The sequence below is a fragment of the Rhodoblastus acidophilus genome (genome assembly GCF_009720655.1).
Classification (GTDB): domain Bacteria; phylum Pseudomonadota; class Alphaproteobacteria; order Rhizobiales; family Beijerinckiaceae; genus Rhodoblastus; species Rhodoblastus acidophilus_A.
Genome location: NZ_WNKS01000014.1, coordinates 76,535 through 100,042, shown reverse-complemented (window position 1 = coordinate 100,042; position 23,508 = coordinate 76,535). Strand labels below are relative to the sequence as shown.

27 protein-coding genes and 1 other RNA gene are annotated in these 23,508 nt (G+C 64.6%); 12 read left to right on the top strand and 16 right to left on the bottom strand.

Annotation, left to right across the window (positions count from 1 at the left end):
* Nucleotides 1-5: 5 nt before the first annotated feature.
* A complete protein-coding gene (locus GJ654_RS14730; protein WP_155446928.1) occupies nt 6-704 on the bottom strand; it encodes a metal-dependent hydrolase in 699 nt (232 codons plus the stop codon).
* Nucleotides 705-764: 60 nt separating this feature from the next.
* Between GJ654_RS14730 and ruvX the strand changes: the two genes are divergently transcribed.
* A complete protein-coding gene (gene ruvX / locus GJ654_RS14725) occupies nt 765-1,253 on the top strand; it encodes a Holliday junction resolvase RuvX (RefSeq protein WP_155446951.1) in 489 nt (162 codons plus the stop codon).
* A 246-nt stretch (nt 1,254-1,499) separates the two neighbouring features.
* Nucleotides 1,500-1,802 (top strand): hypothetical protein, encoded by a 303-nt coding sequence (locus tag GJ654_RS14720; RefSeq protein ID WP_155446927.1) that lies wholly within the window; start codon nt 1,500-1,502, stop codon nt 1,800-1,802.
* Here GJ654_RS14720 and dprA read toward each other — a convergent pair.
* The 3 genes from dprA to pyrC are packed head-to-tail and all read right to left on the bottom strand — an operon-like array spanning nt 1,799 to nt 4,898.
* The gene (gene dprA / locus GJ654_RS14715; protein WP_155446926.1) at nt 1,799-3,001 is read right to left on the bottom strand and encodes a DNA-processing protein DprA; all 1,203 of its coding nucleotides are present in this window, start codon (nt 2,999-3,001) and stop codon (nt 1,799-1,801) included. The genes GJ654_RS14720 and dprA overlap by 4 nt on opposite strands.
* Nucleotides 2,998-3,588, bottom strand: coding sequence for a glycerol-3-phosphate 1-O-acyltransferase PlsY (gene plsY, locus GJ654_RS14710; RefSeq protein WP_155446925.1), 591 nt, complete (start codon nt 3,586-3,588; stop codon nt 2,998-3,000). Before plsY ends, dprA begins: the two co-directional genes overlap by 4 nt.
* Nucleotides 3,585-4,898 (bottom strand): dihydroorotase, encoded by a 1,314-nt coding sequence (pyrC, locus tag GJ654_RS14705; protein ID WP_155446924.1) that lies wholly within the window; start codon nt 4,896-4,898, stop codon nt 3,585-3,587. The genes plsY and pyrC overlap by 4 nt, the downstream gene beginning before the upstream one ends.
* Nucleotides 4,899-5,226: 328 nt before the next feature.
* Here pyrC and GJ654_RS14700 point away from each other — a divergent pair, with 328 nt between their 5' ends.
* Entirely contained in the window at nt 5,227-5,478 is a 252-nt protein-coding gene (locus tag GJ654_RS14700) for a hypothetical protein (protein WP_155446923.1), read from the top strand.
* On the opposite strand, the gene GJ654_RS14695 is transcribed toward GJ654_RS14700, so the two are convergent.
* The 6 genes from GJ654_RS14695 to GJ654_RS14670 all read right to left on the bottom strand — a co-directional run bounded on the left by GJ654_RS14695 (nt 5,437) and on the right by GJ654_RS14670 (nt 10,653).
* Complete coding sequence (locus tag GJ654_RS14695) at nt 5,437-6,027, bottom strand: hypothetical protein (protein WP_155446922.1); 591 nt, start codon at nt 6,025-6,027, stop codon at nt 5,437-5,439. The two genes, GJ654_RS14700 and GJ654_RS14695, sit on opposite strands and share 42 nt — an antisense overlap.
* 68 nt (nt 6,028-6,095) lie before the next feature.
* Entirely contained in the window at nt 6,096-7,115 is a 1,020-nt protein-coding gene (locus GJ654_RS14690) for a hypothetical protein (protein WP_155446921.1), read from the bottom strand.
* A gap of 28 nt (nt 7,116-7,143) precedes the next feature.
* Complete coding sequence (locus GJ654_RS14685) at nt 7,144-8,052, bottom strand: hypothetical protein (protein ID WP_155446920.1); 909 nt, start codon at nt 8,050-8,052, stop codon at nt 7,144-7,146.
* A 149-nt stretch (nt 8,053-8,201) separates the two neighbouring features.
* Nucleotides 8,202-8,738 carry a dihydrofolate reductase gene (locus GJ654_RS14680; protein WP_155446919.1) on the bottom strand — a complete coding sequence of 179 codons (537 nt, stop codon included), beginning with the start codon at nt 8,736-8,738 and terminating at the stop codon, nt 8,202-8,204.
* 136 nt (nt 8,739-8,874) lie between these two features.
* Nucleotides 8,875-9,771, bottom strand: coding sequence for a thymidylate synthase (gene thyA / locus GJ654_RS14675; protein WP_155446918.1), 897 nt, complete (start codon nt 9,769-9,771; stop codon nt 8,875-8,877).
* A 33-nt stretch (nt 9,772-9,804) separates the two neighbouring features.
* Nucleotides 9,805-10,653: a 3-hydroxybutyryl-CoA dehydrogenase gene (locus GJ654_RS14670; protein WP_155446917.1), complete on the bottom strand. Its 849-nt coding sequence runs from the start codon at nt 10,651-10,653 to the stop codon at nt 9,805-9,807.
* A 246-nt stretch (nt 10,654-10,899) separates the two neighbouring features.
* Between GJ654_RS14670 and ssrA the strand changes: the two genes are divergently transcribed.
* From ssrA to GJ654_RS14650, 4 genes are all read left to right on the top strand, one after another.
* Nucleotides 10,900-11,277, top strand: a transfer-messenger RNA (tmRNA) gene (gene ssrA / locus GJ654_RS14665).
* 25 nt (nt 11,278-11,302) lie between these two features.
* On the top strand, nt 11,303-11,878 hold the full coding sequence (locus tag GJ654_RS14660; protein WP_155446916.1) for an SspB family protein: 576 nt from the start codon (nt 11,303-11,305) through the stop codon (nt 11,876-11,878).
* Nucleotides 11,878-12,066, top strand: coding sequence for a DUF4169 family protein (locus tag GJ654_RS14655; RefSeq protein ID WP_155446915.1), 189 nt, complete (start codon nt 11,878-11,880; stop codon nt 12,064-12,066). The genes GJ654_RS14660 and GJ654_RS14655 overlap by 1 nt, the downstream gene beginning before the upstream one ends.
* Before the next feature lie 153 nt (nt 12,067-12,219).
* A complete protein-coding gene (locus tag GJ654_RS14650) occupies nt 12,220-12,489 on the top strand; it encodes a ribbon-helix-helix domain-containing protein (RefSeq protein ID WP_246664761.1) in 270 nt (89 codons plus the stop codon).
* On the opposite strand, the gene GJ654_RS14645 is transcribed toward GJ654_RS14650, so the two are convergent.
* The 4 genes from GJ654_RS14645 to GJ654_RS14630 all read right to left on the bottom strand — a co-directional run bounded on the left by GJ654_RS14645 (nt 12,453) and on the right by GJ654_RS14630 (nt 15,300).
* The gene (locus tag GJ654_RS14645) at nt 12,453-13,034 is read right to left on the bottom strand and encodes a hypothetical protein (RefSeq protein ID WP_155446914.1); all 582 of its coding nucleotides are present in this window, start codon (nt 13,032-13,034) and stop codon (nt 12,453-12,455) included. The genes GJ654_RS14650 and GJ654_RS14645 overlap by 37 nt on opposite strands.
* A 5-nt stretch (nt 13,035-13,039) precedes the next feature.
* On the bottom strand, nt 13,040-13,747 hold the full coding sequence (locus GJ654_RS14640) for an orotate phosphoribosyltransferase (RefSeq protein WP_155446913.1): 708 nt from the start codon (nt 13,745-13,747) through the stop codon (nt 13,040-13,042).
* Between the two features lie 49 nt (nt 13,748-13,796).
* Complete coding sequence (locus tag GJ654_RS14635; protein ID WP_155446912.1) at nt 13,797-14,441, bottom strand: AAA family ATPase; 645 nt, start codon at nt 14,439-14,441, stop codon at nt 13,797-13,799.
* Between the two features lie 211 nt (nt 14,442-14,652).
* Nucleotides 14,653-15,300 carry a ParA family protein gene (locus tag GJ654_RS14630; RefSeq protein WP_155446911.1) on the bottom strand — a complete coding sequence of 216 codons (648 nt, stop codon included), beginning with the start codon at nt 15,298-15,300 and terminating at the stop codon, nt 14,653-14,655.
* Nucleotides 15,301-15,459: 159 nt separating this feature from the next.
* Between GJ654_RS14630 and GJ654_RS14625 the strand changes: the two genes are divergently transcribed.
* From GJ654_RS14625 to GJ654_RS14615, 3 genes are all read left to right on the top strand, one after another.
* Nucleotides 15,460-16,770: a replication-associated recombination protein A gene (locus tag GJ654_RS14625; protein WP_155446910.1), complete on the top strand. Its 1,311-nt coding sequence runs from the start codon at nt 15,460-15,462 to the stop codon at nt 16,768-16,770.
* Between the two features lie 254 nt (nt 16,771-17,024).
* Nucleotides 17,025-17,405 (top strand): fluoride efflux transporter CrcB, encoded by a 381-nt coding sequence (gene crcB / locus GJ654_RS14620; RefSeq protein ID WP_155446909.1) that lies wholly within the window; start codon nt 17,025-17,027, stop codon nt 17,403-17,405.
* A 152-nt stretch (nt 17,406-17,557) separates the two neighbouring features.
* On the top strand, nt 17,558-18,586 hold the full coding sequence (locus tag GJ654_RS14615; RefSeq protein ID WP_246664768.1) for an RluA family pseudouridine synthase: 1,029 nt from the start codon (nt 17,558-17,560) through the stop codon (nt 18,584-18,586).
* Nucleotides 18,587-18,814: 228 nt separating this feature from the next.
* Here the strand turns inward: GJ654_RS14615 and GJ654_RS14610 are convergent, their stop codons facing one another.
* Nucleotides 18,815-19,249: a DUF2383 domain-containing protein gene (locus GJ654_RS14610; protein ID WP_155446908.1), complete on the bottom strand. Its 435-nt coding sequence runs from the start codon at nt 19,247-19,249 to the stop codon at nt 18,815-18,817.
* 44 nt (nt 19,250-19,293) lie between these two features.
* Complete coding sequence (locus GJ654_RS14605; RefSeq protein WP_155446907.1) at nt 19,294-20,715, bottom strand: pyridoxal phosphate-dependent decarboxylase family protein; 1,422 nt, start codon at nt 20,713-20,715, stop codon at nt 19,294-19,296.
* Between the two features lie 63 nt (nt 20,716-20,778).
* Between GJ654_RS14605 and GJ654_RS14600 the strand changes: the two genes are divergently transcribed.
* Together GJ654_RS14600 and sufB are read left to right on the top strand one after the other, a co-directional pair.
* Entirely contained in the window at nt 20,779-21,906 is a 1,128-nt protein-coding gene (locus GJ654_RS14600; protein ID WP_155446906.1) for a cysteine desulfurase family protein, read from the top strand.
* A 120-nt stretch (nt 21,907-22,026) separates the two neighbouring features.
* The gene (gene sufB, locus GJ654_RS14595; RefSeq protein ID WP_155446905.1) at nt 22,027-23,496 is read left to right on the top strand and encodes a Fe-S cluster assembly protein SufB; all 1,470 of its coding nucleotides are present in this window, start codon (nt 22,027-22,029) and stop codon (nt 23,494-23,496) included.
* Nucleotides 23,497-23,508 lie beyond the last annotated feature (12 nt).

The window sequence follows — 23,508 nt, the reverse complement described above, 5'->3', positions numbered from 1 at the left end:
CGGCCTCAAAAAGTCAAGGTTTCGCCGAGTTTTGGCGTGTGAACGCGGGTTTTGGCGCCCTGCATCGCCGCGACAAACCTCTCCGGCGTCGGGTCGATGATTGGAAACGTGCCGTAATGCATGGGGATGACGTCGCTGAAGTCGAAATAGCGGCGCGTCGCCAGAGCGGCTGTCGCCCCGTCCATGGTAAAACGGCCGCCAACCGGGATCAGGCCAATGTGCGGCTTATAAAACTCGTGCGTCAGCGCCATGTCCGAAAACATGGCGGTGTCGCCGAAATGATGGACGCGCGGGCCGCTGGCCGGCAGAATCACCACGCCGTTCGCATTGCCCAGCGCCGTGAGTTTTCCGTCTATGGTCGCGGCGGCGGAATGCAGCGCCGGCGTCAGCGCCACGGAAAAATGTTCGGTGGGAATCACGCCGCCGGTGTTGCCGGGATTGACGTTTTCCACGCCCAGCCCGTTCAGGTGCATGCAGATTTCAAAATTGGCGATCACCTGCGCGTCGTGTTTTTGGGCGATTTCGGCGGCGTCGCCGATATGGTCGTCATGGCCGTGGGTGATGACGATGTGGGTGACGCCGGAGGTGACTTCGTCGAAATCCAGACTGAAATTGGGATTGCCGCGCAAAAAGGGGTCGATGAGGATTTTCGCCGCGCCGAGATCGAGGCGAAAGGCCGAATGGCCGAGCCAGGTCAGTTTCATCGCGTCCCCCTCTGCTATAGAGCAAGTCTATCCCGCCTCGAGACGCAAGTGAAACGCCCGATGGAAGAAAACTTTGTTCCCGTCCTGACCCTCGAAGACCTCAGCCTCCGCCTGCCCGGAAAGGCGCGGCTGATGGGAATCGATCTGGGAACAAAAACCATCGGTCTTGCCCTGTCCGACGTCGAGCGACGGCTGGCCTCGCCGCTCGAAACGATCCGACGGACGAAATTCACGGCGGATGTGACCCGGATGATCGAGCTTGCGCGCAATCATGGAGTTGCTGCTTTCGTCATCGGTCTGCCGCTCAACATGGATGGCAGCGAAGGCCCGCGCGTGCAATCCACCCGCGCGTTCGTCCGCCAGACCGCGCCGATGGCGAAAATTCCCTTTGTTTTCTGGGATGAGCGGTTGTCCACAGCGGCGGTCACCCGCGAACTCATCGCCCAGGACGCCAGCCGGGCGAAACGCGCGGAAGTTGTAGACCGCATGGCCGCGGCTTACATCCTGCAAGGGGCGCTCGACCGTTTGGCGCGGGTGACGAAAGGTTGAAAAACTGTCCGCTGTTCCTCCTCGACGACGCCATAATTACTGGTTATTCTTATAACTTAGGGGAATGGCGCGACCTGATGGAACTTTCCGCATGAATGGAAATTATCGTTTGTCACATGCACGGCGTTGAGCGTATGGTAAACAACCATTGGTTGTGTCTCGCATGGAGACAACGATTGTTGCGGAAGCAGGTGGTTTCCCCGTGAACGCGCTACGGAAACAAGCATAAGGCTGGCTTGAGGCGACATGTTCAAGAAATCCAAACGCGCGACATCAGCGCAAACCCGACCCGCTCCCATTGAGGAGAACGCCCATCAGGACCTGGCCGCCGGGGAGGCGGACCTGCGCTATGACGAGCCCGAAAGCGATCCCGACCTCGTCGGCTGCGCGGAAGACACCGCGCGCTATATCGCCGACATGGTCGGCGCGCTGGCGGCCATGGCCGGCGAGGCGCGGCTGGACCTCCTCACCTATCTGCTGAACATGGCGAGGGTCGAGGCGGAGTTGCAATCGCGCCAGAGCGAGGATGCCGACAGCGCCGACGATTAAGGGCGCTGGCGCAGCGACACGCGGTCGCCGCTGTGGCGCTCGATGCGGTCTTCCAGTTCAAGCTCCTGAAGACGCATGCGAATCTCCGCCGGCGTCCAGCCGGATACGCGGGCGAGTTCGTCCACGGACAGCGGCGTCGGACCCAAAATCTGTTCGATGGGCGCGGGCGCCGGTTTTTCGGCAAGGGGCGCCGCCGCAATCCCGATCGGCCGCGTCTCGGCGCCCTGGGACTCCACGAACGGCGCGTCGTCGTCGTATTCGTCCCACAGGGCCTCATGGATGTAGCCGGCCCCGGGTTCGGCCAGCATGCCGTAGCTCGCCGCGCCCCGACGCGCCAGCGGCGCCAGTCTGTCCACCACATCCGCCGCGCTCCGGCACATGAAGGCGCCCTCGGCCAGCAGATCATTGGTCCCTTCCGCGCGCGGGTCGAGCGGCGATCCCGGCACGGCGAACAGCTCGCGGCCCTGTTCGCGGGCGAAGCGCGCCGTGATCAGCGTGCCCGAGCGCCGCTCGGCCTCGACGACCACCACGCCCAGCGCCAGACCGGAGACCAGACGGTTGCGGCGGGGAAAATCCCGCCCGCGCGGCTCGCAGCCGAGCGGCATTTCCGAAAGCAGCGCGCCACGCGTCGCCACGGCCTCGATCAAGCCGAGGTTTTCGGGCGGATAAGGCCGGTCGAGCCCGCCCGCGAGCACGCCAATGGTTCCGCTCGCCAGCGCGGTTTTATGCGCGCACGAATCGATGCCTCGGGCGAGGCCCGAGACCACGGCGAAACCGGCCGCGCCAAATCCCCGGGTCAGGCGCTCGGTGAAGGCCAGCCCGGCGCCGGAGGCGTTCCTGGCGCCCACCACCGCGACAATGGGCCGCGCGAAAACACCGGGGTCGCCGCGCAGGCAAATCAGCGGCGGCGGCGCGTCGATGTGGACGAGGCCTTGCGGGTAATCGGGCTCGCCGAGCGCGATGTAGCGGGCGCCGAGTTTTTGCGCCGCCGCCAGTTCGCGCGCGCAGGAGTCGCGCGAGGCGATGGCGATCTTTCGCCCTGCCCCCTGGCGAATCAGCGCCGGCAGCGCCGCCAGCGCCGCCGCCGCCGAACCATGGCGAAGCATCAATTTATGGAAACTGCGCGGCCCGATGTTCTCGCAACGAATCAGCTGGAGCCAGTCCAGCCTCTGTTCGTCCGTGAGGACCGCCGCCTTCATTTCTGGCCGATGCGCCCTTCGGTTCCGGCGCGCAGGCGCGCGATGTTCTCGCTGTGCTTGGCCCAGAGAATCGCGGTCATGACCAAGGCCGCGCCCGCCGCGAGCTTTTGGCCCATCGCCAGCAAGACCAGCGGCGAGGCCGCGCTGGCGACGAGGGCTGAAAGCGAGGAATAGCGGCTGAGCTTGGCCGTGGCCAGCCAGATCGCGGCGAAGGCGAGGCCCGCCGGCCAGGCGACGCCCAACAGCGAGCCGATATAGGTCGCGACGCCCTTGCCGCCCTTGAATTTCAGCCAGACCGGGAAAATGTGCCCGAGAAAGGCGAAAAAGCCGGCGACGACCGCGGCATCCGGTGAAAACGGGGCGAAAAGCAGCGCGGCGGCGGTGGCTTTTAGCGCGTCGAGCACCAGGGTGGCGGCGGCGATGTCTTTTCGCCCGGTCCGCAAGACATTGGTCGCGCCGATATTGCCGGAGCCGATGTCGCGCACGTCGCCGAGGCCCGCTGCCTTGGTCAGCAGCAGGCCGAAGGGGATGGAGCCCAGCAGATAGCCGGCGACCGCCGCCCCCGCCAGCAGGATGACGCCGCTCATGAAAAAATCCTCGCATCCTTGCCATGGACCACGGCGCCCGCGACCATGGTGATCTTCACCACGCCCTGCAAACGCGCCTCGTCGAAGGGCGTGTTCTTGCAACGCGACTTGAGACTGTCCTTGTTGAGAACAAAGGGCTCGTCCGGGTCGAACACGATCAGGTCGGCCGGGGCGCCCTTTTTCAGGCGGCCCTGCGGCAACCGGAGAATGTCCGCGGGACGGGCGGTCATGGCCCGCAAGACCTGGGGCAGAGATACGGCGCCGGCGTGGACGAGGCGCAAGGCGGCCGGAAGCAGGGTTTCCAGGCCGACCGCGCCGAAATCGGCCTCGGCGAACGGCAGGCGCTTGGTCTCGACGTCCTGCGGGTCGTGATCCGAAAAAATGATGTCGATGAGGCCGCTGGCGAGCGCCTCGACCAGGGCGAGACGCTCCTCCTCGCGGCGCAGCGGCGGCTTCACCTTTAAAAAGGTGCGGTAGTCGCCGATGTCATTTTCGTTGAGCGTCAAATGGTTGATGGTGACGCCGCAGGACACCGGCAGGCCTTCCGCCTTGGCCTTGGCGATGGAGTCGAGCGCCAGCGTGGTCGAAATCGGCGCGGCGCAATAACGGGCGCCGGTCATGCGCACCAGACGGATGTCGCGGTCGAGCGCAATGGCCTCGGCCTCGCGCGGGGCGCCGGAAAGGCCGAGCCGCGTCGCCAGTTCGCCCGCGTTCATCACGCCGGCGCCGGCGAGATCGCGATCCTCGGGGAAATGCACGATCAGCGCGTCGAAATCGCGGGCATAGGTGAGCGCGCGGCGCAGAGTCTGGCTGTTGCGGATCGAATGGGAGCCGTCGGTGAAGGCGACCGCGCCGGCTTCGCGCAGCAGGCCGAATTCGGAAATTTCTTTCCCCTCCAACCCCTTGGAGATCGCGGCGGCGGGAAGGACACGGACGCGGCCATGGTCTCGGGCGCGGCGTTTCAAAAAATCCACGACGGCGGGGTCGTCGGTGACCGGGCTGGTTTCCGGGCTGGCGACGATGGTCGTGACCCCGCCGGCCGCCGCCGCCGCCGTCGCCGTGGCGATGGATTCGCGGTGCTCGCCGCCGGGCTCGCCGAGATAGGCGCGCAGGTCGATCAGGCCGGGGGACAACACGTTGCCGGCGCAATCGATGACGCCAATGTCGCGCGAAAAGGCGCCGGACGCGATTTTTTCGCCGAAATCGAGGATGCGGCCGTCCTCCACCAGCAGGCCGCCGCGCGATTCCACGCCGGTCTCGGGATCGACAAGGCTCGCATTGACGAAGGCGGTGGGAGGGGGTGCGGACATGAGGTTTCGATAGCGCGCGGCCATTGTTTCCGCAATGCCCAAGCGGCATTTCCACCGTTTTCGCTGGCCGCGCCGCGCCGGACGCCGTCGTCCGACGCGCGCGGCTGGCTCGGGAAGAGCTCGACGCGGCGGCGCGACTTATGGTCAAAAATCGCTGAAATGCGCGCGAATTTCGTCAAGCGCCGGTAAGACACCGCTTCGTATGACCCGAGCGTAACGTCCCGATCACACCGTCACGCCAGCGCGGCCCTTCAGCTCCGTTCCGATGGGCTAAGGCCTTGAAAAAGCGAGACGCTGGCATTCGCGTCGTCATGGAGAAAAAGCACGAATGAACTGCGAGCGACCGATTTGCGAACATCTTGAACGCGCGCTGGTGGATATCCTTTTCGCGATCGCCGAGTTCGACGCCATGCGCGCGGAGGCCACGGCGCACGGCCAGCCCTTCCCTCACGACGCGCTCGGCGGCATGTTGCTGCTGCTGCGCTCGGCGCTCGACTCCGCGCTCATGCTGGCCCGTGCGTTCACCCGGCCCGGCGGGTTACAGCCGGGCTGGCCCGGACAGCAAACGGTAAAACCCTGACAGGCCGGCGCCGGCGAGCGCCTCCATTCCCAAGCCGATCTCGGAGGCGCCGAGGCCGAGCGCTTCGGCGAGCCAGGCCATGCCCCATCCGATGCTCGCGCCAACGCCCGCATAGGCGGGAAGGTTGCGAAGGCTGAACGCGCCGGCGAGTTTTCGAGTCAGCCAGAGATTGGCGCTGAAATTGAGGAAGGTGATCACGACAGTCCAGGCCAGGACGAAGGCTGCGGCGTTGGGGCCGATCAAGGCGAGGAAATCCTGGCTCATCGGCTCCATCGCGCTCGGCATGCCCAGGAGCGCGACGTCATGCTTGCCGATGGAGCCAAGCGCGACCGTAACCGCCGTCAGGGCGGCGCAGGCGATCAGTCCGGCGCGGCGGTTCAGGCGCGGCGCCGCCTCGGCGCCGGCCGAAGTCCGCTCGGACGCCTGCGGCTGGTCGCCGGCGAACAGATAGGCGCGCTGCTCCGGCGTCAGCGCCAGTTCGGCGCGCGACGGCGCGGGCTTGAGGGCGGGCGTGGGGGCGCGATTGCGTCGTCCAAATACGGCGGTCATGGGGGGAGGATGCGTCCGAAATCTTGAGATTTCCTTGCGGCGCCGTCATTGGCGCCCGGACGGCGCCATCAGCCTTGCCTGACCCGGCGCAACATGGCGATCACCTGAGCAAAACTTTGATGGGCCATGCCGCCGAACGCGTCGCCGCGCAAAAAACTCCAGTCGGTCGACCAGTCTGGCGGCGCTCCGGCCTGTTGCTGAATGCGCCGCATCAAGTCGATGAGCCTGCGCCGATGCTCGGCGATTCGCAGCCGCACCCCTTTGGCGATCATGTGCGGATCGATGCGCCGCTCCGCCATCTCGCGGACCGCCCGCGCCACGGCCTCCGGCGTGGGTTCGCAGACGCGCCACCAAGCGGGGTCGGCGAATTCGTCACGCCCGCCCTTGTTGGGCACGCTGACGACCGGCACGCCGCACAGGAGATATTCAATCGAGGCGTAATTTGCGCCTTCGACGAACGAGAGGCACAGCCCGACCCGCGCCTTGCGGATGATCTCGGCGGTTTCCCGCGGCGAAAGACGCCGGTAGCGCGCCGGATCCGTCGCGCTACCATTGATGAAATGCGCATAGGTGAGCATCCGCTCCACGCGGGCCGCGTCATGCGCCGAGTGCGCCTCGCTGAACAGCAGGGCGAGATTGTCGACCGACTTGGCGAGGTGGTGGTTCTTGAAGGCGTCGAAGCGCGCGTTGTAGAGCGCGGTGAACTGTTTCGCGCCGGCGCCCGGTGTGAACACGGTTTCATCGACCAGGGCGTTGTGATGAACGTTCCACCAGTCGAGGCCAAGCGCGTGGGCCACGCGAGCGTCCTCGGCTTCGGCGATGAGGATGATCACATGGCCGGGTCCATGGCTGGCGAGCGCCCGTGTGAGAATGGCGCGATAGGTGTCGTTTTTGGCGACATCCGCGAAATGCCAGGTGGGCTGGATCAGGAAGTAGGGTTTTTCGTCGCCCAGGAGCTCTGCGAAAACCGACAGGGAGTCGTGCCCACTGTCTCCGGGAATGTTGACGAGATTGGTCGTTGAGGTCAGCAGCACCGGCGGATTGGCGCAGAGCAGCCGCATGTGGATTCTGAAATCCGCGGGATTCATGCCCTCTCCAGAAACGACGCATCTGGCGTCAAAGTTTGAGGAGGTCCAGGTGGCGCGAAGCCATTTGCACCCATTTAAACCTGCGCGCCAGCACCGCTTCGGTCAAGCCCTGGTCCGCCGCCGATCGCGCCGCCTCCTTGTTGGCGACATGGAACACCGGAGAGACGCGGAAGTCCGTTTCGGCGGAATGGTAGGCGGCGGCGTATTCGCCATACCAATTGTACTCCCATGGCGCGATTTTGATGGTTTCGACGAGGTCGAGATCGCCGGACGCCATGCAGCGTTCGAATTCAACAAGTATTTTTCGCGCGAAAATTTGTCCTGGCTGGTAGAAAAACCACTGTTTTGCGCCAAAAAACTTGTAAATCGCGCCGCTGCGCGCCTCAAGCGACATCTGCTCCTGGCTCAGCGAGCGGATGGCGTGAAGCTGGGAAAAATCGAGCCGGGGCTGTGGACGAACGGGCGGGAAATCTTGGGGGCCGGGCGTCCAGCCGTCCCTGACATAGGCCAGCAGCCGCTCGCTCCCGCTGGGCTCCAGCACGGTGCGCACCCCGGAGCCCCAGACGATCGCCGTCTTGCCCGGTGGCGGCGTGAGGTCCGCCCTGGTCACGTCGGCAATAAAATAGCTGTCGGAATCCAGCACGGCATGGTGATCGAGCCCGGTCGCGCGCCAGGAGGCGAGCTTGCACACCTGCTGCGCATACCAGCCGGGCAGCGCGGAGAGGTCGAAGCCGCAATAGTCCTCGTCCGCCACGATCGTCACGTTTTTTGGCGCGCCGAGCAGGACCAGAAACGGTTTGATGTCGCGGGACGGCAGGGACAGGGTCAGGGGCAGGTTGTCCGGGTTGTGCGCGGCGAAGGACTCCAGCATCCCCCGCAAATGCTTGAAGTCGAACGCATAGGACTTGCAAAAAAATCCGACGTGCGGATCGGCCATGCCCCTGCTCCCGCCCCTATCCGTCATACGATTTCCGAAGGATCAGTTCGGAAATCGTATTCCGCTCGCGCGGAAATCCGCCCTTCGCCTGAAGGATTTCCGCGCGATTTCGTTTTCGCGGATCGCGAAGCGATCTTGCGGAAACCGTATCAGACCCGCCTGTAGTCGACATATTCGAGGTCGGCCTCGTCCTTTTCGCCGCGCGGCGGTGTTTCGCGGCGCAATTCGGTCCACTGCCGCCAATCGACGTCGGGAAAGAACACGTCGGCCTGCGGTTCGCAATCGACGCGGGTGAGCCGAAGAAAGCGGGCGAGCGGCAGGGCGCGTCGAAAAAACGCGGCGCCGCCGGCCACGATGATCTCGGCGCAGTGCAGGCTCCTGCCGATGTCGTTGGCGAGCGCCACCGCCGATTCGAAATCGCCGGCGAGATGGGCGCGGGCGGGTGGTTCGCCGCCGAAAAAATTCGGGTCTCGTGTCACGACGACGGTTTCGCGGCCCGGCAGCGGCTTGCCGATCGACTCAAAAGTCTTGCGGCCCATGATCAGCGGGCGCCCCCAGGTGATCTCCTTGAAGCGTTTGAGATCGCTCGGCGCCCGCCAGGGTATGGCGTTGCGGAAACCCAGCGCGCCGTTGCGGGCGACGGCGGCGACGATGGTGATCGGCAGATCGCTGGGGACACCATTCATGCCGAAGCCCCGCGCATGTGCGGCGGACGGAAGGCATGGCGCGGGATTGCTGGCGTCGACACGAGAAAGTTCCGGGATACGTTCGCGGTGGGGGATGCGAATTTTAGATCAGAAGCGCATGAGTCGCCACCAAGGATCAGACGGCGACCTCCGCCGCGATATGCGGATGCGGGTCATAGCCCTCGACCTCGAAATCCTCGATGCGATAGCCGTCGATCGACGACGGCTTGCGCTTCAGGCGCAGCCTGGGCATCGGCCGGGGCTCGCGGTACAGTTGCAGCCGCGCCTGGTCGAACTGGTTGAGATAGAGATGCACGTCGCCGCCGACCCAGATGAACTCGCCAAGTTCGAGGTCGCATTGCTGGGCGATCATGGCTTGCAAGGCCACGGCGCCCGCCCAGTTGAACGGGCATCCCAAAAACAGGTCCACCGAGCGCTGCAACATCATGCAGGACAGCCGGTCCTTGCTGACGTGGAACTGATAGACCATGTGGCACGGCGGCAGCGCCATCTGGTCGATTTCGGCGACGTTCCAGCCGTGGAACAGGATGCGGCGGCTTGACGGGTTGTTCTTCAGGGCGTCGATGACGCCGGCGATCTGGTCGTGCTCGCGGCCGTCGGGGCCGCGCCAGCGCCGCCATTGCTTGCCATAGACCGGGCCGAGATCGCCCCATTTTTGCGCGAAGGCGTCGTCCGCGACGATTCGGTCCTCAAAAGCCTGCTGGCTGACCGGATCGCCGGTCTCCCGGCGATAGCGGGCCAGCGGCCAATCCGACCAGATCCGCACATTGTCCTTGAGCAGCGGCTGGATGTTGGTGTCGCCGGTCAGGAACCACAGCATTTCCTTGACAGCGGTCTTCCAGAACACCCGCTTGGTCGTCAGGATCGGCGCGGCGGCGCCGACATCGAACCGGGTGAGCGCGCCGAACACGGAGAGGGTGCCGACCCCCGTGCGGTCGACGCGCTTGTCGCCATGCTCAAGCACCTGTTGCAGCAGGTCAAGATATTGATATTCGGGATGGCGGTTCTGCATGGCGGACTCCGGGCGAACCCGGGTCCATGCCGCTCAATAGCTGAAGAAGCCGCGCCCGGTCTTGCGGCCGAGATAACCCGCGTCGCACATTTGTTTCAAGAGCGGGCTGGGGCGATACTTCGGGTCCGCAAACCCTTCGTACAGCACCTCCATCACATCCAAAACGATGTCCAGGCCGATCAGGTCGCCGAGCGCCAGCGGGCCCATGGGGTGGGCGGCGCCAAGCTTCATCATGGCGTCCACGTCTTCCGGCGTCGCCACAGTCTCATAGACGCAATTGATCGCCTCGTTGATCATGGGGATCAGCACGCGATTGACGACGAAGCCGTAGGAATCGCGCGCAACCTTGGCCTCCTTGCCGAGCCTGGCGACCGTCTCGACCACGGCGGCGTTGACGGCGTCGGTGGTCTGGATGGCGCGGATCACTTCGACCAGTTGCATCATCGCCACCGGATTGAAGAAGTGCATGCCGATGACGCGCCCCGGATGCTTCGAGGCGGCGGCGATCCTGGTCAGCGACAGGGAGGAGGTGTTGCTGGCGAAAATCGCCTGGTCCGAACAGATGCGGTCAAGATCGGCCACGATCGCCTTCTTGACCTCGAATTTTTCCACGACCGCCTCGACGATCAGGTCGCGATCATGAAAATCCTCGAGCGTCAGCGTGGGCGTGATGCGCGCCAGCGCCGCGTCCACCTCGGCTTGCGTGAGCTTTTCCTTGGCGACGAGGCGCGACAGGCTGGTCGTGATCGTGGCCAGCCCGCGGTCGAGCGCGGCCTGGGAAATGTCGCGCAGCAGCACGGGAAAGCCGCTGGTCGCAAAGGCCTGGGCGATGCCCGCCCCCATCACGCCGGCGCCGATCACGCCGATGGTCTCAATCTTCATCTTGTCGCCTGTCTTGTTCGCATTGCCAGTGGAAACTAGGCGCGCGGCTTGACGAAATCGCGACGGAAGCCGCCGCGCCGCGCGACTTGGAGCCCGCTCGGTGAACTCCAGTTCACCGAACGGGCTCCAGTATTTTTCTTTAACGCGTTTTCTTCACGCGAACCGGTATCCACTTCGCTCGAAAACGCTCTGGCGCGACCTTGGGCGGGCGCGGCCGCCTGCGCAAGACGCGGGCGCCGCGTTTTTCCCCTTTCGCGGCGCAACCGGCTCCCCTATATTCAGTTCGCCGTCCTCGGACGGCTATGGCGATAAATGGTCATCGAAATAAGCCTATCGGACCCGGGGGCGGTACCCGGCGCCTCCACCCAAGTCCATGCGCAAGCTTGTCTTGCGCCTTGAGAAAGATGGATTTCGGCGGGGGCGAAATAGGATAGACGAGGGTGTAAAGGGTGTTCTTTTGCCCGGCATGATACCGCCGTTATCGGGTCAAACCTATAGTTGCCAACGACAACTATGCTCCGGTGGCCGTCGCCGCGTAATGCGGTGATAGTACCGAAATTGAAGTCCTGAGGCTTAGCCGCTTCAGGCGGGGCCCGGAGGCGCCTGGCAACAGAAGCCTCCACTTCTTTTCAGGCGCGGCAAGGCGGGCATGTCGAAGGATTTGATACGCTACGATCTTCAGGTTCAGGACGCCCTGCGCGGCGTCGTGCGAAAAGTGCTGGCCGACGCCGCCCGTGACGGGTTGCCCGGAGACCATCATTTTTACATCACGTTCCGCACGCACGCCCCGGGCGTAAAACTGTCCAACCGGTTGCGCGAGCAATATCCGGAAGAGATGACCATCATCCTCCAGTACCAGTTCTGGGATCTGAAGGTCGATGAGATCGGGTTCGAGGTCGGCCTGCACTTCAAGAATGTGCCGGAGCGGCTCATCGTGCCGTTCGAGGCCATCGCCGGCTTTTACGACCCCTCCGTGCAATTCGGGCTGAAGTTCGAGGCCCAGGCCGAGGGCGACGAAGACGACGATTCGGACGAAGAGGCGATCGAGTTCGGTCCGGTGGCCAATCCGCCCCGCCCGGTCCCCCGCGAGGCCGAGAAGCCGCGCGGCGCGGAGTCGAAGGCGACGGCAGCGGAAAAGTCTGACGAACCCGCGGAAGCCGACGAGAAGGCCGGCGACGAGGGCGCCAAAATCGTCTCCATCGACGCGTTCCGCAAGAAAACCTGATGGGCGAGGTGGTCAACCTCCGGCAGGCGCGCAAACGCCGCGACCGCGACGCGCGCGCGAGCGATGCCGAGGCCAATCGGGTCAAGCACGGGCTGAGCAAGGCGGAGAAAACTCTCTCCGTCGCGCGCCGCGAACAGGATGCGCGCAAGCTCGAGGGGCACAGGCTCGAGCCCGAAGATAAAGACTGAACGCCAGATGGTTCGTGAAAGCCTCGACCTGCGCTCTCGCCCCGCTTTTGCCGGGAGAGGCAGGGGCGGTGGGACAGCTTGCTGTCCTGACGACGCCGAGGATCACGCCTCTGCCCCTCACCCTAGCCCTCTCCCCGCAAGCGGGGCGAGGGGATGGGCGTCGCGCTTTACTGCGGTTTCGGCATGACCGACGAAAAGCTGCGCAAGCGCTCCCTCGTCATCGCCGGCCACCGCACCTCGATTTCGCTTGAAGACGATTTTTGGGACGCGCTGCGCGACATCGCCGCCGCACGCGGCATCAGCGTTCCCGCACTGGTCGCGGACATCGATTCGGCGCGCGGCGCCGCCAACCTGTCATCGGCCCTGCGCGTCGCCGTGCTGCGTCACTATCGCGCCGCCGCCTTGTCCTTTTCGCGCGCGTAAATGCCATTCGAGGCGCCGCCACATTGCCCGTTGCCGCGCACCAGCAAAATTTCGCCGCCGCGCGCCATGCGCAAGCGGCAGCCGGGCGCTTCGGGGGTGTCGGGATCGACGCCGTCGCCAAAATACAGACCAATGCCGTCGCGCATGTCCATCTCGCCGGAAAACGCGCCGGCGCCCGAGCCCTGGACGGTCAAGCGGCCGTCGTCCTGCCAGCTGATGCGGATCACCGAAGCGCCGCGTCGCCAGGAGCCGACGAACGAGCCGGTGTCGTTGATGCGCGGGACGATTTCGAGCGCGTCGGCCGGCAGCCAGCCGGCCCCCTGCCCCTTGAGCTTTTCGGCGCAGACCTGCGCGCCCGAACTGGCGCCCAGCGCCACAAGTTCGCCGCGCGCCACCGCGAGCTTGCCGCCGGAGACCGAAGCGCCGGACGGTTTGCCGAAGCGCAGCCAGGGCATGTCCGCAAAGGTGACGCCCGAGCAATCCGCGGCAAGCGCCGGCGCCGTTGAAATCAGTGCGGCGCCAAAATAAAAAATCAGACGCCGCATTGCGCTTACGCCTTCTTGCCGAAATCCGAGGCCCCGCCATGCGCGGCGGACCACTGGGCCGGAGCATGCAGGAATTTTTCGACTTCGTCGAGGGTGGCCGCAGGTAGGTAGTTTGTGCGCCGCGCCACGGTCAGCACGTCCCACCAGGTTGTGAGCTGGTGCAGGCTGATCCCCTCCTTCGCCAAATCCTCGCGCGCCGAAGGAAAAATGTCGTAGAAAAAGAACACGAAAGTATGGGCGCAGGACTGGCCGGCCTCGCGGATCGCGTTGCAAAAATTCACTTTCGAGGCGCCGTCGGTGGCGAGGTCCTCAACCAGCAGCGTGCGGGCGCCGTCGCGCAGCTCGCCCTCGATCCGCGCGTTGCGGCCAAAACCCTTCGGCTTCTTGCGTACATATTGCATGGGCAGGCTGAGGCGGTCGGAAATCCAGGCCGCGAAGGGAATGCCCGCCGTTTCGCCGCCGGCGATGATGTCGAGGCTTTCATAGCCGATCTCGCGCTGGATCGTGGTCACGGCGAAATCGAGCAGGCGCGAGCGCAGCCGGGGAAAAGCGATCAGCTTGCGCATGTCGGTGTAGACCGGGCTCGCCCAGCCCGAAGTGAAGATGAACGGCTTTTCTGCGTTGAACAGAACGGCGCCGACCTCCAGCAGCATTTTGGCGGTTTCTTCGGCGATCAGCTGTTTTTCGAGCGCGGCGGGCGACAGGTCGGACATGGGAACCCCTTTTTCCGATCCTTAAATCGCCCTCCGCCCCGCCGTCAAATCAGGCGGCCATTTTCCTGGGTTTCTTGCCGAGCCGCTTGCGCACCGAGGCCCAGAGCGCGCGCATTTCCTCCGCCGCCGCGCCATTGGCGTTGACCTCGCCGACGCCAAGCCCCCGGCGCGCGGCCTCCTGGTAGTCGACGCGCGTGGCGACCAGCGGGTTCATCAGCACGCCCAGGGCTTGCAGGGTCGCCATGCCCTCTTCGATTCGCGCGTTCTGCCGCGAGGTCGGGCACTGGTTGAGCACAAAGGCGTAGTCCCGCCCACGCTCCTTGATCTTTTTGAGGGTCTTCTCGCCGGCGACGAGGTCGAAGGCGTTGGGACGGGCCGGCACGAGGCAGATGTGCGCCGCCCGGATGGCGGCGTCGACCGCCGCGCCGTCGCCGCCGGGCGAATCGATGATCGCCAGCGTGATCCCGCGCGCGGCGAGTTCCTCCAAAACCTTTTCCAGCTTCGACGGAGGCGCCGCGACCACCGGAATGTCGTCACAGTCCCGCCGCCAGCCCCAGCCGCACAGCGACTGCAGGGGGTCGAGATCGATGAGAAACACCCGCTCGCCGGCCGCACGGGCCGCGACGGCGAGACAGGCGGCCAGCGTGCTCTTGCCGGCGCCCCCCTTCTGCGTGACAAACGCGACGCGACGCATCGCTCCCCCCGTTCCGTTCCACGGCGCCGAATCGCCGTGACGTCATTTGAATCAGACACTTCGATTCAAGACCAGATACCGGGAAGGCGAGAGCAGAAATAATGGCGCGATCTCATTCGGAGTCTTGGGGGCTATACTTGACGTTACGCGATCTCGCGCATCCCAGCCGGGAAAATTGCTTCCAGCTTGAAAATGCGCGAGAATTTTCCGCTCACGCGGCGTCCGACTTCCGGTGTTCGGCGACCCCGTCGAGCCGGTCGCGCGTCGAGCGCCACAACTCGCGCATCTCGGCCGCAGCCGCGCCCGACGCGGCGAATTCGGTCACGCCAAGACCCCGGCGCGCGGCCTCCTGATAATCGGCGCGGGCGGCGACCAGCGGCGTCAGCAGCACCCCCATGTCGGCGAGCGCGTTGATCCCCTGCTGGATGCGCGGCGCCTGGCGCTGCGGCGGGCATTGGTTGAGAACGAAGGAATAATCGCGGTGTTTCAGCTTTTGCAGCGTGCCCTGGCTGGCGGCGACATCGAAAATATTGGGGCGCGCGGGCACGAGGCAAAGCTGCGCTTCCGCGATCGCCTCCTCCGCCAGTGCGCTGTCGCCGGCCGGGGTGTCGATGATCGCCAGGGTGACGCCGAGCGCCTCCAACTGGCCCATGATCTCGCTGAGTTCGCCGGGCGAGGCCGCCATGACCATGATATCCCCGCCATTGCGCCGGTTGCCCCAGCCGGTCAGGGAGCCCATGGGATCGAGATCGACGAGGGCGACGCTTTCGCCCGCTTCACGCGCCGCGACCCCGAGACAGATGGCCAGCGTGCTTTTTCCCGCGCCGCCCTTTTGCGTTACCATGGCGATCCTTCGCATCGAACTCTCCCAGTATGAACGTTGGTGCAAGTGGACATCGGCCCAAAACCGAAGCTACCAGACCAAAAACCGTTGACACGCTTTTTAAAGAGTTATTCACAGGAACGCCGCGCATTACGCAAGTAAACCAGACGCAGGTAAACTTACGGATTGAGACACATGAGTGATCTATTCGACGGAGCTGGATTGGAGCAGGACGCGCCGCGTCCGCTCGCGGAACGGCTGCGTCCCAGGCTTTTGCGCGAAGTCGCCGGCCAGGACCATTTGTTGGGCGCCAACGGCGCGCTGACGCGACTGATCGAATCCGGGTCGCTGGGAAGCCTGGTTTTCTGGGGGCCTCCGGGCACCGGAAAAACAACGGTGGCGCGATTACTTGCGCATGAGACACAATTGCATTTCGTTCAGGCCTCCGCCATCTTCTCCGGCGTCGCCGACCTGAAGAAAATCTTTGAAGAGGCGCGGGCGCGGCGCCGGACCGGACAGGGCACGCTGCTGTTCGTCGACGAGATCCACCGTTTTAATCGGGCGCAGCAGGATTCCTTTCTGCCGGTGATGGAGGAGGGAATCATCACCCTGATCGGGGCGACGACGGAAAATCCCTCGTTCGAACTCAACGCGGCGCTGCTGTCGCGCGCCCGAGTCATGACGTTTCGAAGCCTCGATGACACGGCGATTGAAAAACTGCTCGCCCGTGCGGAAACGATTGAGGGCAAGCCGCTCCCGGTGGACGCGCAAGCGCGTAAAACGCTGGTGCGCATGGCCGATGGCGACGGCCGCGCCGCGCTCACCCTGTCGGAAGAGATTTGGCGCGCCGCGCGTCCCGGCGAATCTTTTGACGGCGCGCAGCTCGCCGAGGTCGTGCAGCGGCGGGCGCCGATCTATGACAAGGGCCAGGAGGGCCATTACAATCTGATCTCCGCCCTGCACAAATGCGTGCGCGGCTCCGATCCCGACGCGGCGCTTTATTATCTCGCCCGCATGTTCGACGCCGGCGAAGACCCGCTGTTTTTGGCCCGCCGCGTCGTGCGCATGGCGGTCGAGGACATCGGCCTCGCCGACCCCCAGGCCCTGGTCATCGCCAATGCGGCGAAAGAAGCCTACGATTTCCTGGGATCGCCGGAGGGGGAGCTCGCCATCGCCCAGGCCGTGATCTATTGCGCCACCGCGCCCAAGAGCAACGCGGCTTACCTCGCCTACAAGGGGGCGATGCGGCTGGCGAAGGCGCATGGCTCGCTGATGCCGCCGAAGGTGATCTTGAACGGGTCCACCAAATTGTTGCGGTCCGAGGGCTATGGGACCGATTACGCCTATGACCACGACGAGCCCGACGCGTTTTCCGGGCAGAATTACTGGCCGGAGGCTTTAGGGCGGCAACAGCTTTATGAGCCGGTCGAGCGCGGGTTCGAGCGCGAGATCGGCAAAAGACTGGATTACTGGGAGAAGCTGCGGCGGGAGCGCGGCAGGTCTTGAATGCGTCGATGTCGTGACCCGCTCGGACACTCATCCACCGTCATTGCGAGCACGGCGAAGCAATCCAGCTCCATCCCGTTGTAGTGTGATCGCAATCACGCGCTGCATTTCAGTCATCCGTCGCTGCGGCGAGTCCTGGATTGCTTCGCTGCGCTCGCAATGACGGCCTGAAGCTTGGGAACTCTACTCAAGCATTCGACCTTGCTCTGCGCAAAAAGAACTGACGTGGCCGTTTTTCCGCGCTAAGGAGGGCGATGGCCTATCTTATCGTCTTCCTCGGCGCCGGTTTCGGCGGGTGCCTCCGGCATTTCATCAACCTCCTCGCGGCGCGGACGCTGGGGACAGGTTTTCCATGGGGAACCTTCTTCATCAACATCTCGGGATCGCTGACCATGGGCCTGATCGCAGGCTTTCTGACGTTCCGCTCAGGCGAGGCCTGGACGCAGCACGTTCGGCTGTTCCTGCTCACCGGCATTTTGGGCGGCTACACCACCTTTTCCGCCTTCTCGCTCGACGCCGCCCTGCTCTACGAGCGCGGCGATCTTTTGGCCGCGGCCTTGTATGTCGGCGGCTCCGTCGCCTTGGCGCTGCTTGGCGTGTTTTCCGGGCTTGCTGTGATGAGGGCGCTGTCATGATCAATCCGCGCAAACCCGCCGCGCCGGCGGCCCGCAAGCCCAAGCCCATGGACAAGCCTGCGGCGAAAACAACCGCGCCCGAAAAAGAAAAAGAACCGGTCAAGGTGGCGACCGGCGTGCAAAATCTCGCCGTCACCGAGGACGAGGACGGCATGCGCCTCGACCGCTGGTTCAAGCGGCGGTTTCCGACGCTGGCCCTGTCGCATCTGGCGAAAATCTGCCGCAAGGGCGAGGTGCGGCTCGACGGCAAGCGCGTCGAGACCGCTTCGCGCATCGCCACGGGCCAGAGCGTGCGCGTGCCACCGCTGTCCGTGGATGCGCCCAAGGCTCCGGCGGTGAAAAAGCCGGCGCAGTCGGAGGCCGATCAGCGCGCCATCAAGGATATGGTCCTTCTTGAAGACCGCGATTTGATGGTGCTGAACAAGCCGTTCGGCCTCGCGGTCCAGGGCGGGTCCGGAACAAAGATTCATCTGGACGGCATGCTGGCTTCGCTGGCCAACGAGCGCGGCGAGCGACCGGTGCTGGTGCATCGCCTCGACCGCGACACATCCGGCGTGCTGTTGATCGCCAAGACGCGCAAAATGGCCGCCGATCTCGGCGAGATTTTTCGCTCGCGCTCGGCGAAGAAGATTTATTGGGCGCTGGTGGAAGGCGTGCCGAGACCGGCGCAGGGGCGCATCTCGCTTTATCTCGCCAAGGGCGAGGCCATGGGCGACCAGCGTGGTCCAATAAAAGGGCGCCACGGCATGGAGGAGCGCCGCGACATCGAAAAGATGCGCGTGGCCAAACATGGCGACGAGGACGCCCAGCATTCGCTGACCTATTACGCCATCGTCGACAAGCTCAGCCCCCGCTGCGCCTGGCTGTCGATGAAGCCGATGACCGGACGCACCCACCAGCTGCGCGCCCATGCCGAGGCGATCGACTGCCCCATCGTCGGCGATCCCAAATATGGCCACGGCGACGAGGACCGCCGCCGCCGCGCCGATCCCAACCGCAACATTCCCGACGGCGTCGACCAAAAACTGCACCTGCTGGCGCGGCGGCTGATCCTGCCGCATCCGCGCGGCGGCGTGGTCGACGTTACGGCGCCGCTGCCGGCGCACATGAAGCGGTCGTGGGAGCTGTTCGGCTTTGACGCCTCGCAATATGATCCGATCCTCGACGCGCCCGAGGAGTGATCGCCGCGCGCCGCCCGCGGCCGTCCTTTGATCCGGCGAAGGCCGCCGCATCAAAGGGGGGGGTGGCGCGCCTTCGGCGTCACGACCGCCGAACGAGCCGCTTGATACGGTTTCCGCAAGATCGCTTCGCGATCCGCGAAAACGAAATCGCGCGGAAATTTTCCAGGCGAAGGGCGGATTTCCGCGCGAGCAGAATAGGATTTCCGAACGGATCGTTCGGAAATCCTATCAGGCCTGCCTCGCGCGTTCGCGCAACGATGCGATCCTCTGCTTCAATGCGTCCCGCTGGGCGACGAGAACAGGATATTCCGCATTTTCCGGCGCCGAGGCTTCTATGGCGTCGTCATAATGAACCAGGACGTGCTCCTCGCCATCAATCAGGTTCGGCAGGATTTTTTCGTCCAGCTCGGTGATCAGCGAGGTGAACTTCATCACCACGCGGTCGAACGTTCCCATGAGGGAGCCGTGATCGTCGACCGCCGCGCCAAGGCGTTTCAGCTGTTCCGCGACGGCGGCGGCGTCCTGCCCATGCAGGGCGATCAGTTCCTGGAACAGAGGGCTTAAACCCTTGCCGTGGGCGTCCTTCAAGCCCTCCTCATAGCCGCTGCGGGCGTCGATCAGGCTTGTGTGCAGGGTTTTGAGCTTGCGAACGAGGTCGTCCATGATGTCCTCCCGAACAATGCGCGCAAGATGGCATGTCTCGCGACCTATGTCAGCGCCTTCGCCTGCGCGCGCGCCTCAGCAAAGAATGCAACGACATCCTCCGCGCCGGTGCGGTGGTTGAAAATGGCGCAGCGGATGGTCGTGCGACCGTCGAGGCGGGTCAGCGACGGGGCCGCGATCCCTTGGGTTTGCAGGCGTTCGACCAGCGCGCGATTGGCGGCGTCGGGCGCGTTTTTCAGGCGGAAGCAGACGATGTTGAGCGGAACCGGCGCCGCGCGCTCGAAGTCTTGAGACTGGTCGATGAGTTCGGCGAGTCTTTGGGCGGCGGCGCAGTTGCGCTCCATGCTCTCGCCGAGGGTTTTCAGGCCGTAGGCGCGCAGGGTCATCCAGACTTTGAGCGCCCTGAACCCGCGCGAAAGGTCGGGACCGAGGTCGCAGGGCCAAGTTTCGCCTTTGGCCAAGCCGGTGTTGGTGCGCGACAAATAGGCCGCCGGCGCGGCGAAGGCGGCGCGCTGGGCGGCGGCGTCGCGGACCAGGATGAAGCCCGCGTCATAGGGGACATGCGCCCATTTGTGGAAGTCGAAAGCGATGGAATCGGCGCGATGAATGCCGGCGAGCTTGGGCTTGAGTTTTTCCGAGAAGATTGTCAGCGCGCCGAAGGCGCCGTCCACGTGCAGCCAGAGTTTTTCCTGCGCCGCGATGTCGGCCAGTTCGTTCAGCGGGTCGAAGGCGCCGAAATTCACCGTGCCCGCCGAGGCGACCAGCAGGAAGGGTTTATCGCCGGCGGCGCGGTCGGCTTCTATGGCTTGCCGCAAAACGTCGAGGCGGATGCGGCCCTGCGCATCGGTGGGGATTTTGCGCAGCGCGTCCGTTCCCAGGCCGGCGAGGTCCATGGCCTGTTCGACGCAGGCGTGGGCCTCCTGCGAGGCATAGGCGCGCAGCCGCGCTGTTATCCCCTGCGTGCGAACCTGCGCGCCCAGGGCGGCGCGGCGGGCGATCACCACGCCATGGAAATTGGCCTGCGAGGCGCCTGTGACGAACAGGCCTGATGCCGTTTGGGGAAAGCCGAATTTTCGCGCCATGGCGGCGGCGATCTTTTGCTCCAGCGCCACGCCGATGTGGTTGCGGCCGCCACAATTGAGGTTGAGGCCCGCCGACAGCATTTCGGCGACCATGCCGACCGGGGTTCCCGCGCCATGCGCCCATCCGAAGAAGGCGGGGTGGCGGTTGCCGACGCCATACGGCTGGATGTCGCGGGCGAAATCGGCCAGGACCTGTTCGAGGCCGACGCCAGTTTCGGGCGCGGCGTCGTCGAGGCGGGCGAGAACCTCGGGCGGGGTCTCGCGCCAGACCGGGTTTTGGCGCACCGCCATGAGATCGTCCAGGGCGGCGTCGAGCGCCTGATGGCTCAGGCGGCGGAAGTCCTCCCAGTTTTCGGGGTCGAGATTTTTTTCGGCGTCGGTCATTTGTACGAATCCGCTTGGCGCTGGCGGCCCAAATGACTATGCGGGGCTTGCCCGGAGTTTTCTATGGCGCGCCTCTATTTCGACCATAACGCCACCTCGCCGCTGCGCCCAGCGGCGCGCGAGGCGCTGATCGCCGCGCTCGACGCCGGCAACGCCTCGTCCGTCCATGCCGAGGGACGGTCGGCGCGGGCGAAAATCGAGAATGCGCGCGGAAAAATCGCGCGGCATTTCGGCGTCAGGCCGGAGCTTGTCGTGTTCACCTCCGGCGCCACCGAGGCCGCCAATATGGTGTTGCGGCCGGCGTTGGCGGGGCTTGCGTGCGACCGGCTGCTTTTGGGCGGCGGCGAGCACCCTTGCGTGGTCTCCGGCCACGGGTTTGCCGAGGCGGTTCGGGTGGCGCTCGATGGCGAGGGGCGGCTCGATCTCGCCGACCTGCGGGCGAAACTTACGGGCCCGGGCGTTCCCATGCTGGCGCTTCAGGCCGCGAACAATGAAACCGGCGTGATCCAGCCTGTGGCCGAGGCCGCCGCTTTCGTTCACGAGGCCGGGGGCGTGGTGGTGTGCGACGCCGTGCAGGCTTTGGGGCGGGTGGACTGCGGCTTTGCCGCGACCGGAGCCGACGTCCTGTTCGTCTCCAGCCACAAGATCGGCGGGCCCAAGGGGGTTGGAGCCGCCATTTTCGCGCGACGCGCCGTCACGCCAGCCGAAAAGCTGCTGCGCGGCGGCGGTCAGGAGCGCGGTTTTCGCGGCGGCACCGAGAATGTGGCCGCCATCGCCGGCTTCGCCGCGGCTTTTTCTGAGGTTTTGGCGCAGGGGGCCGCCGAGATGGCGCGGCTCGGCGCGCTGCGCGACCGGATCGAAGCTGACGTTTTGGCGCTGGCGCCGGAGGCCGTCGTGTTCGGGGCTGGGGCGCCGCGATTGCAAAATACTTTGGCCTTCGCCCTGCCCGGCTTTTCCGCCGAGACCATGGTCGCCGCGCTCGATGTCGAGGGCGTCGCGCTTTCCTCGGGCTCCGCGTGTTCATCCGGCAAAGTTTCCGCTTCGGCCGTGCTGGGGGCCATGGGGGTGGCGCCCGAGGTCGCGCGCTGCGCCTTGCGGATTTCACTCGGATGGCCAAATAGTGAGCAGGAGGGCGTGGCTTTTCCCGATATTTTGGCTAAAGTGCGACAAAGGATGTCGCAACGGCGCTAGAGCATGATCCCGAAAAGTGGAAACCGGCTTTCGGACAAGATCATGCGTTAGGGATAAAGTCGCGCTCCGGACCATACTCAACCAGCGGGCCTTGAACCCGCGTTAGGTGAGGAGTTGTAAATGGCGGCGGTCCAGCAGACGGTCGACACGGTGAAGACGCTCGACGTCGACGCCTATAAATACGGTTTTACGACCGATATCGAATCCGACAAGGCGCCCAAGGGGCTGAACGAGGACATCGTTCGCTTCATCTCCGCGCGCAAAAAAGAACCGGACTGGCTCACCCAATGGCGCCTGGACGCTTTCAAGCGCTGGCTGACCATGGAGGAGCCGCGCTGGGCGCGGGTCGATTATCCAAAAATCGACTACCAGGACCTTTATTACTATTCCGCGCCAAAGGGGACCGACGGGCCGCGCACGCTCGCCGATGTCGATCCCGAACTTTTACGCACCTATGCGAAACTCGGCATCCCCCTGAGCGAGCAGGAGATTCTGGCCGGGGTGCAGGAGCGCCGCGTCGCCGTGGACGCCGTGTTCGACTCCGTTTCCGTGGTCACCACCTTCAAGGAGGAGCTGGGCAAGGCGGGCGTAATCTTTTGTCCGATTTCGGAAGCCGTGCATTCCCATCCCGAACTGGTGCGCAAATATCTGGGCTCCGTCGTCCCGGTCACCGACAATTATTTTGCGACACTGAACTCCGCCGTGTTCTCCGACGGCTCCTTCGTCTATGTGCCGCCCGGCGTGCGCTGCCCGATGGAGCTTTCCACCTATTTCCGTATCAATGAGCAGAATACCGGGCAGTTCGAGCGCACGCTGATCATCGCCGACGCCGGCTCCTACGTGTCCTATCTGGAGGGCTGCACGGCGCCCAAGCGCGACGAAAACCAGTTGCATGCGGCGGTGGTCGAACTGATCGCGCTGGATGACGCCGAGATCAAATATTCGACGGTGCAAAACTGGTATCCCGGCGACAGCGAGGGGCGCGGCGGCATCTTCAATTTTGTCACCAAGCGCGGCGACTGTCGCGGCGCGCGTTCGAAAATTTCGTGGACGCAGGTGGAGACGGGATCGGCGATTACCTGGAAATATCCGTCGTGCATTTTGCGCGGCGATTTTTCGCGCGGCGAGTTCTATTCGATCGCCATTTCCAATGGGCGGCAGCAGGTCGATTCCGGGACCAAAATGCTGCATCTCGGCAAGAACACGTCGAGCCGAATCATCTCGAAGGGGATTTCGGCGGGGCGGTCACAAAACACCTATCGCGGCCAGGTGTTCGCGCATCGCAAGGCGGAGAACGCGCGCAATTTCACCAATTGCGACTCGTTGCTGATCGGCGATCGGTGCGGCGCCCATACCGTGCCTTATATCGAGGCCAAAAATTCCTCCGCGCAGTTCGAGCACGAGGCCACCACGTCGAAAATCTCCGACGACCAGCTGTTTTACTGCATGCAGCGGGGGCTTGAAGCGGAAGAAGCGACCGCGCTGATCGTCAATGGTTTCGTGCGCGACGTGTTGCAGCAATTGCCGATGGAGTTCGCCGTCGAGGCGCAAAAGCTCATCGCCATTTCGCTCGAAGGCAGCGTCGGCTGACAAGGTTTTGCA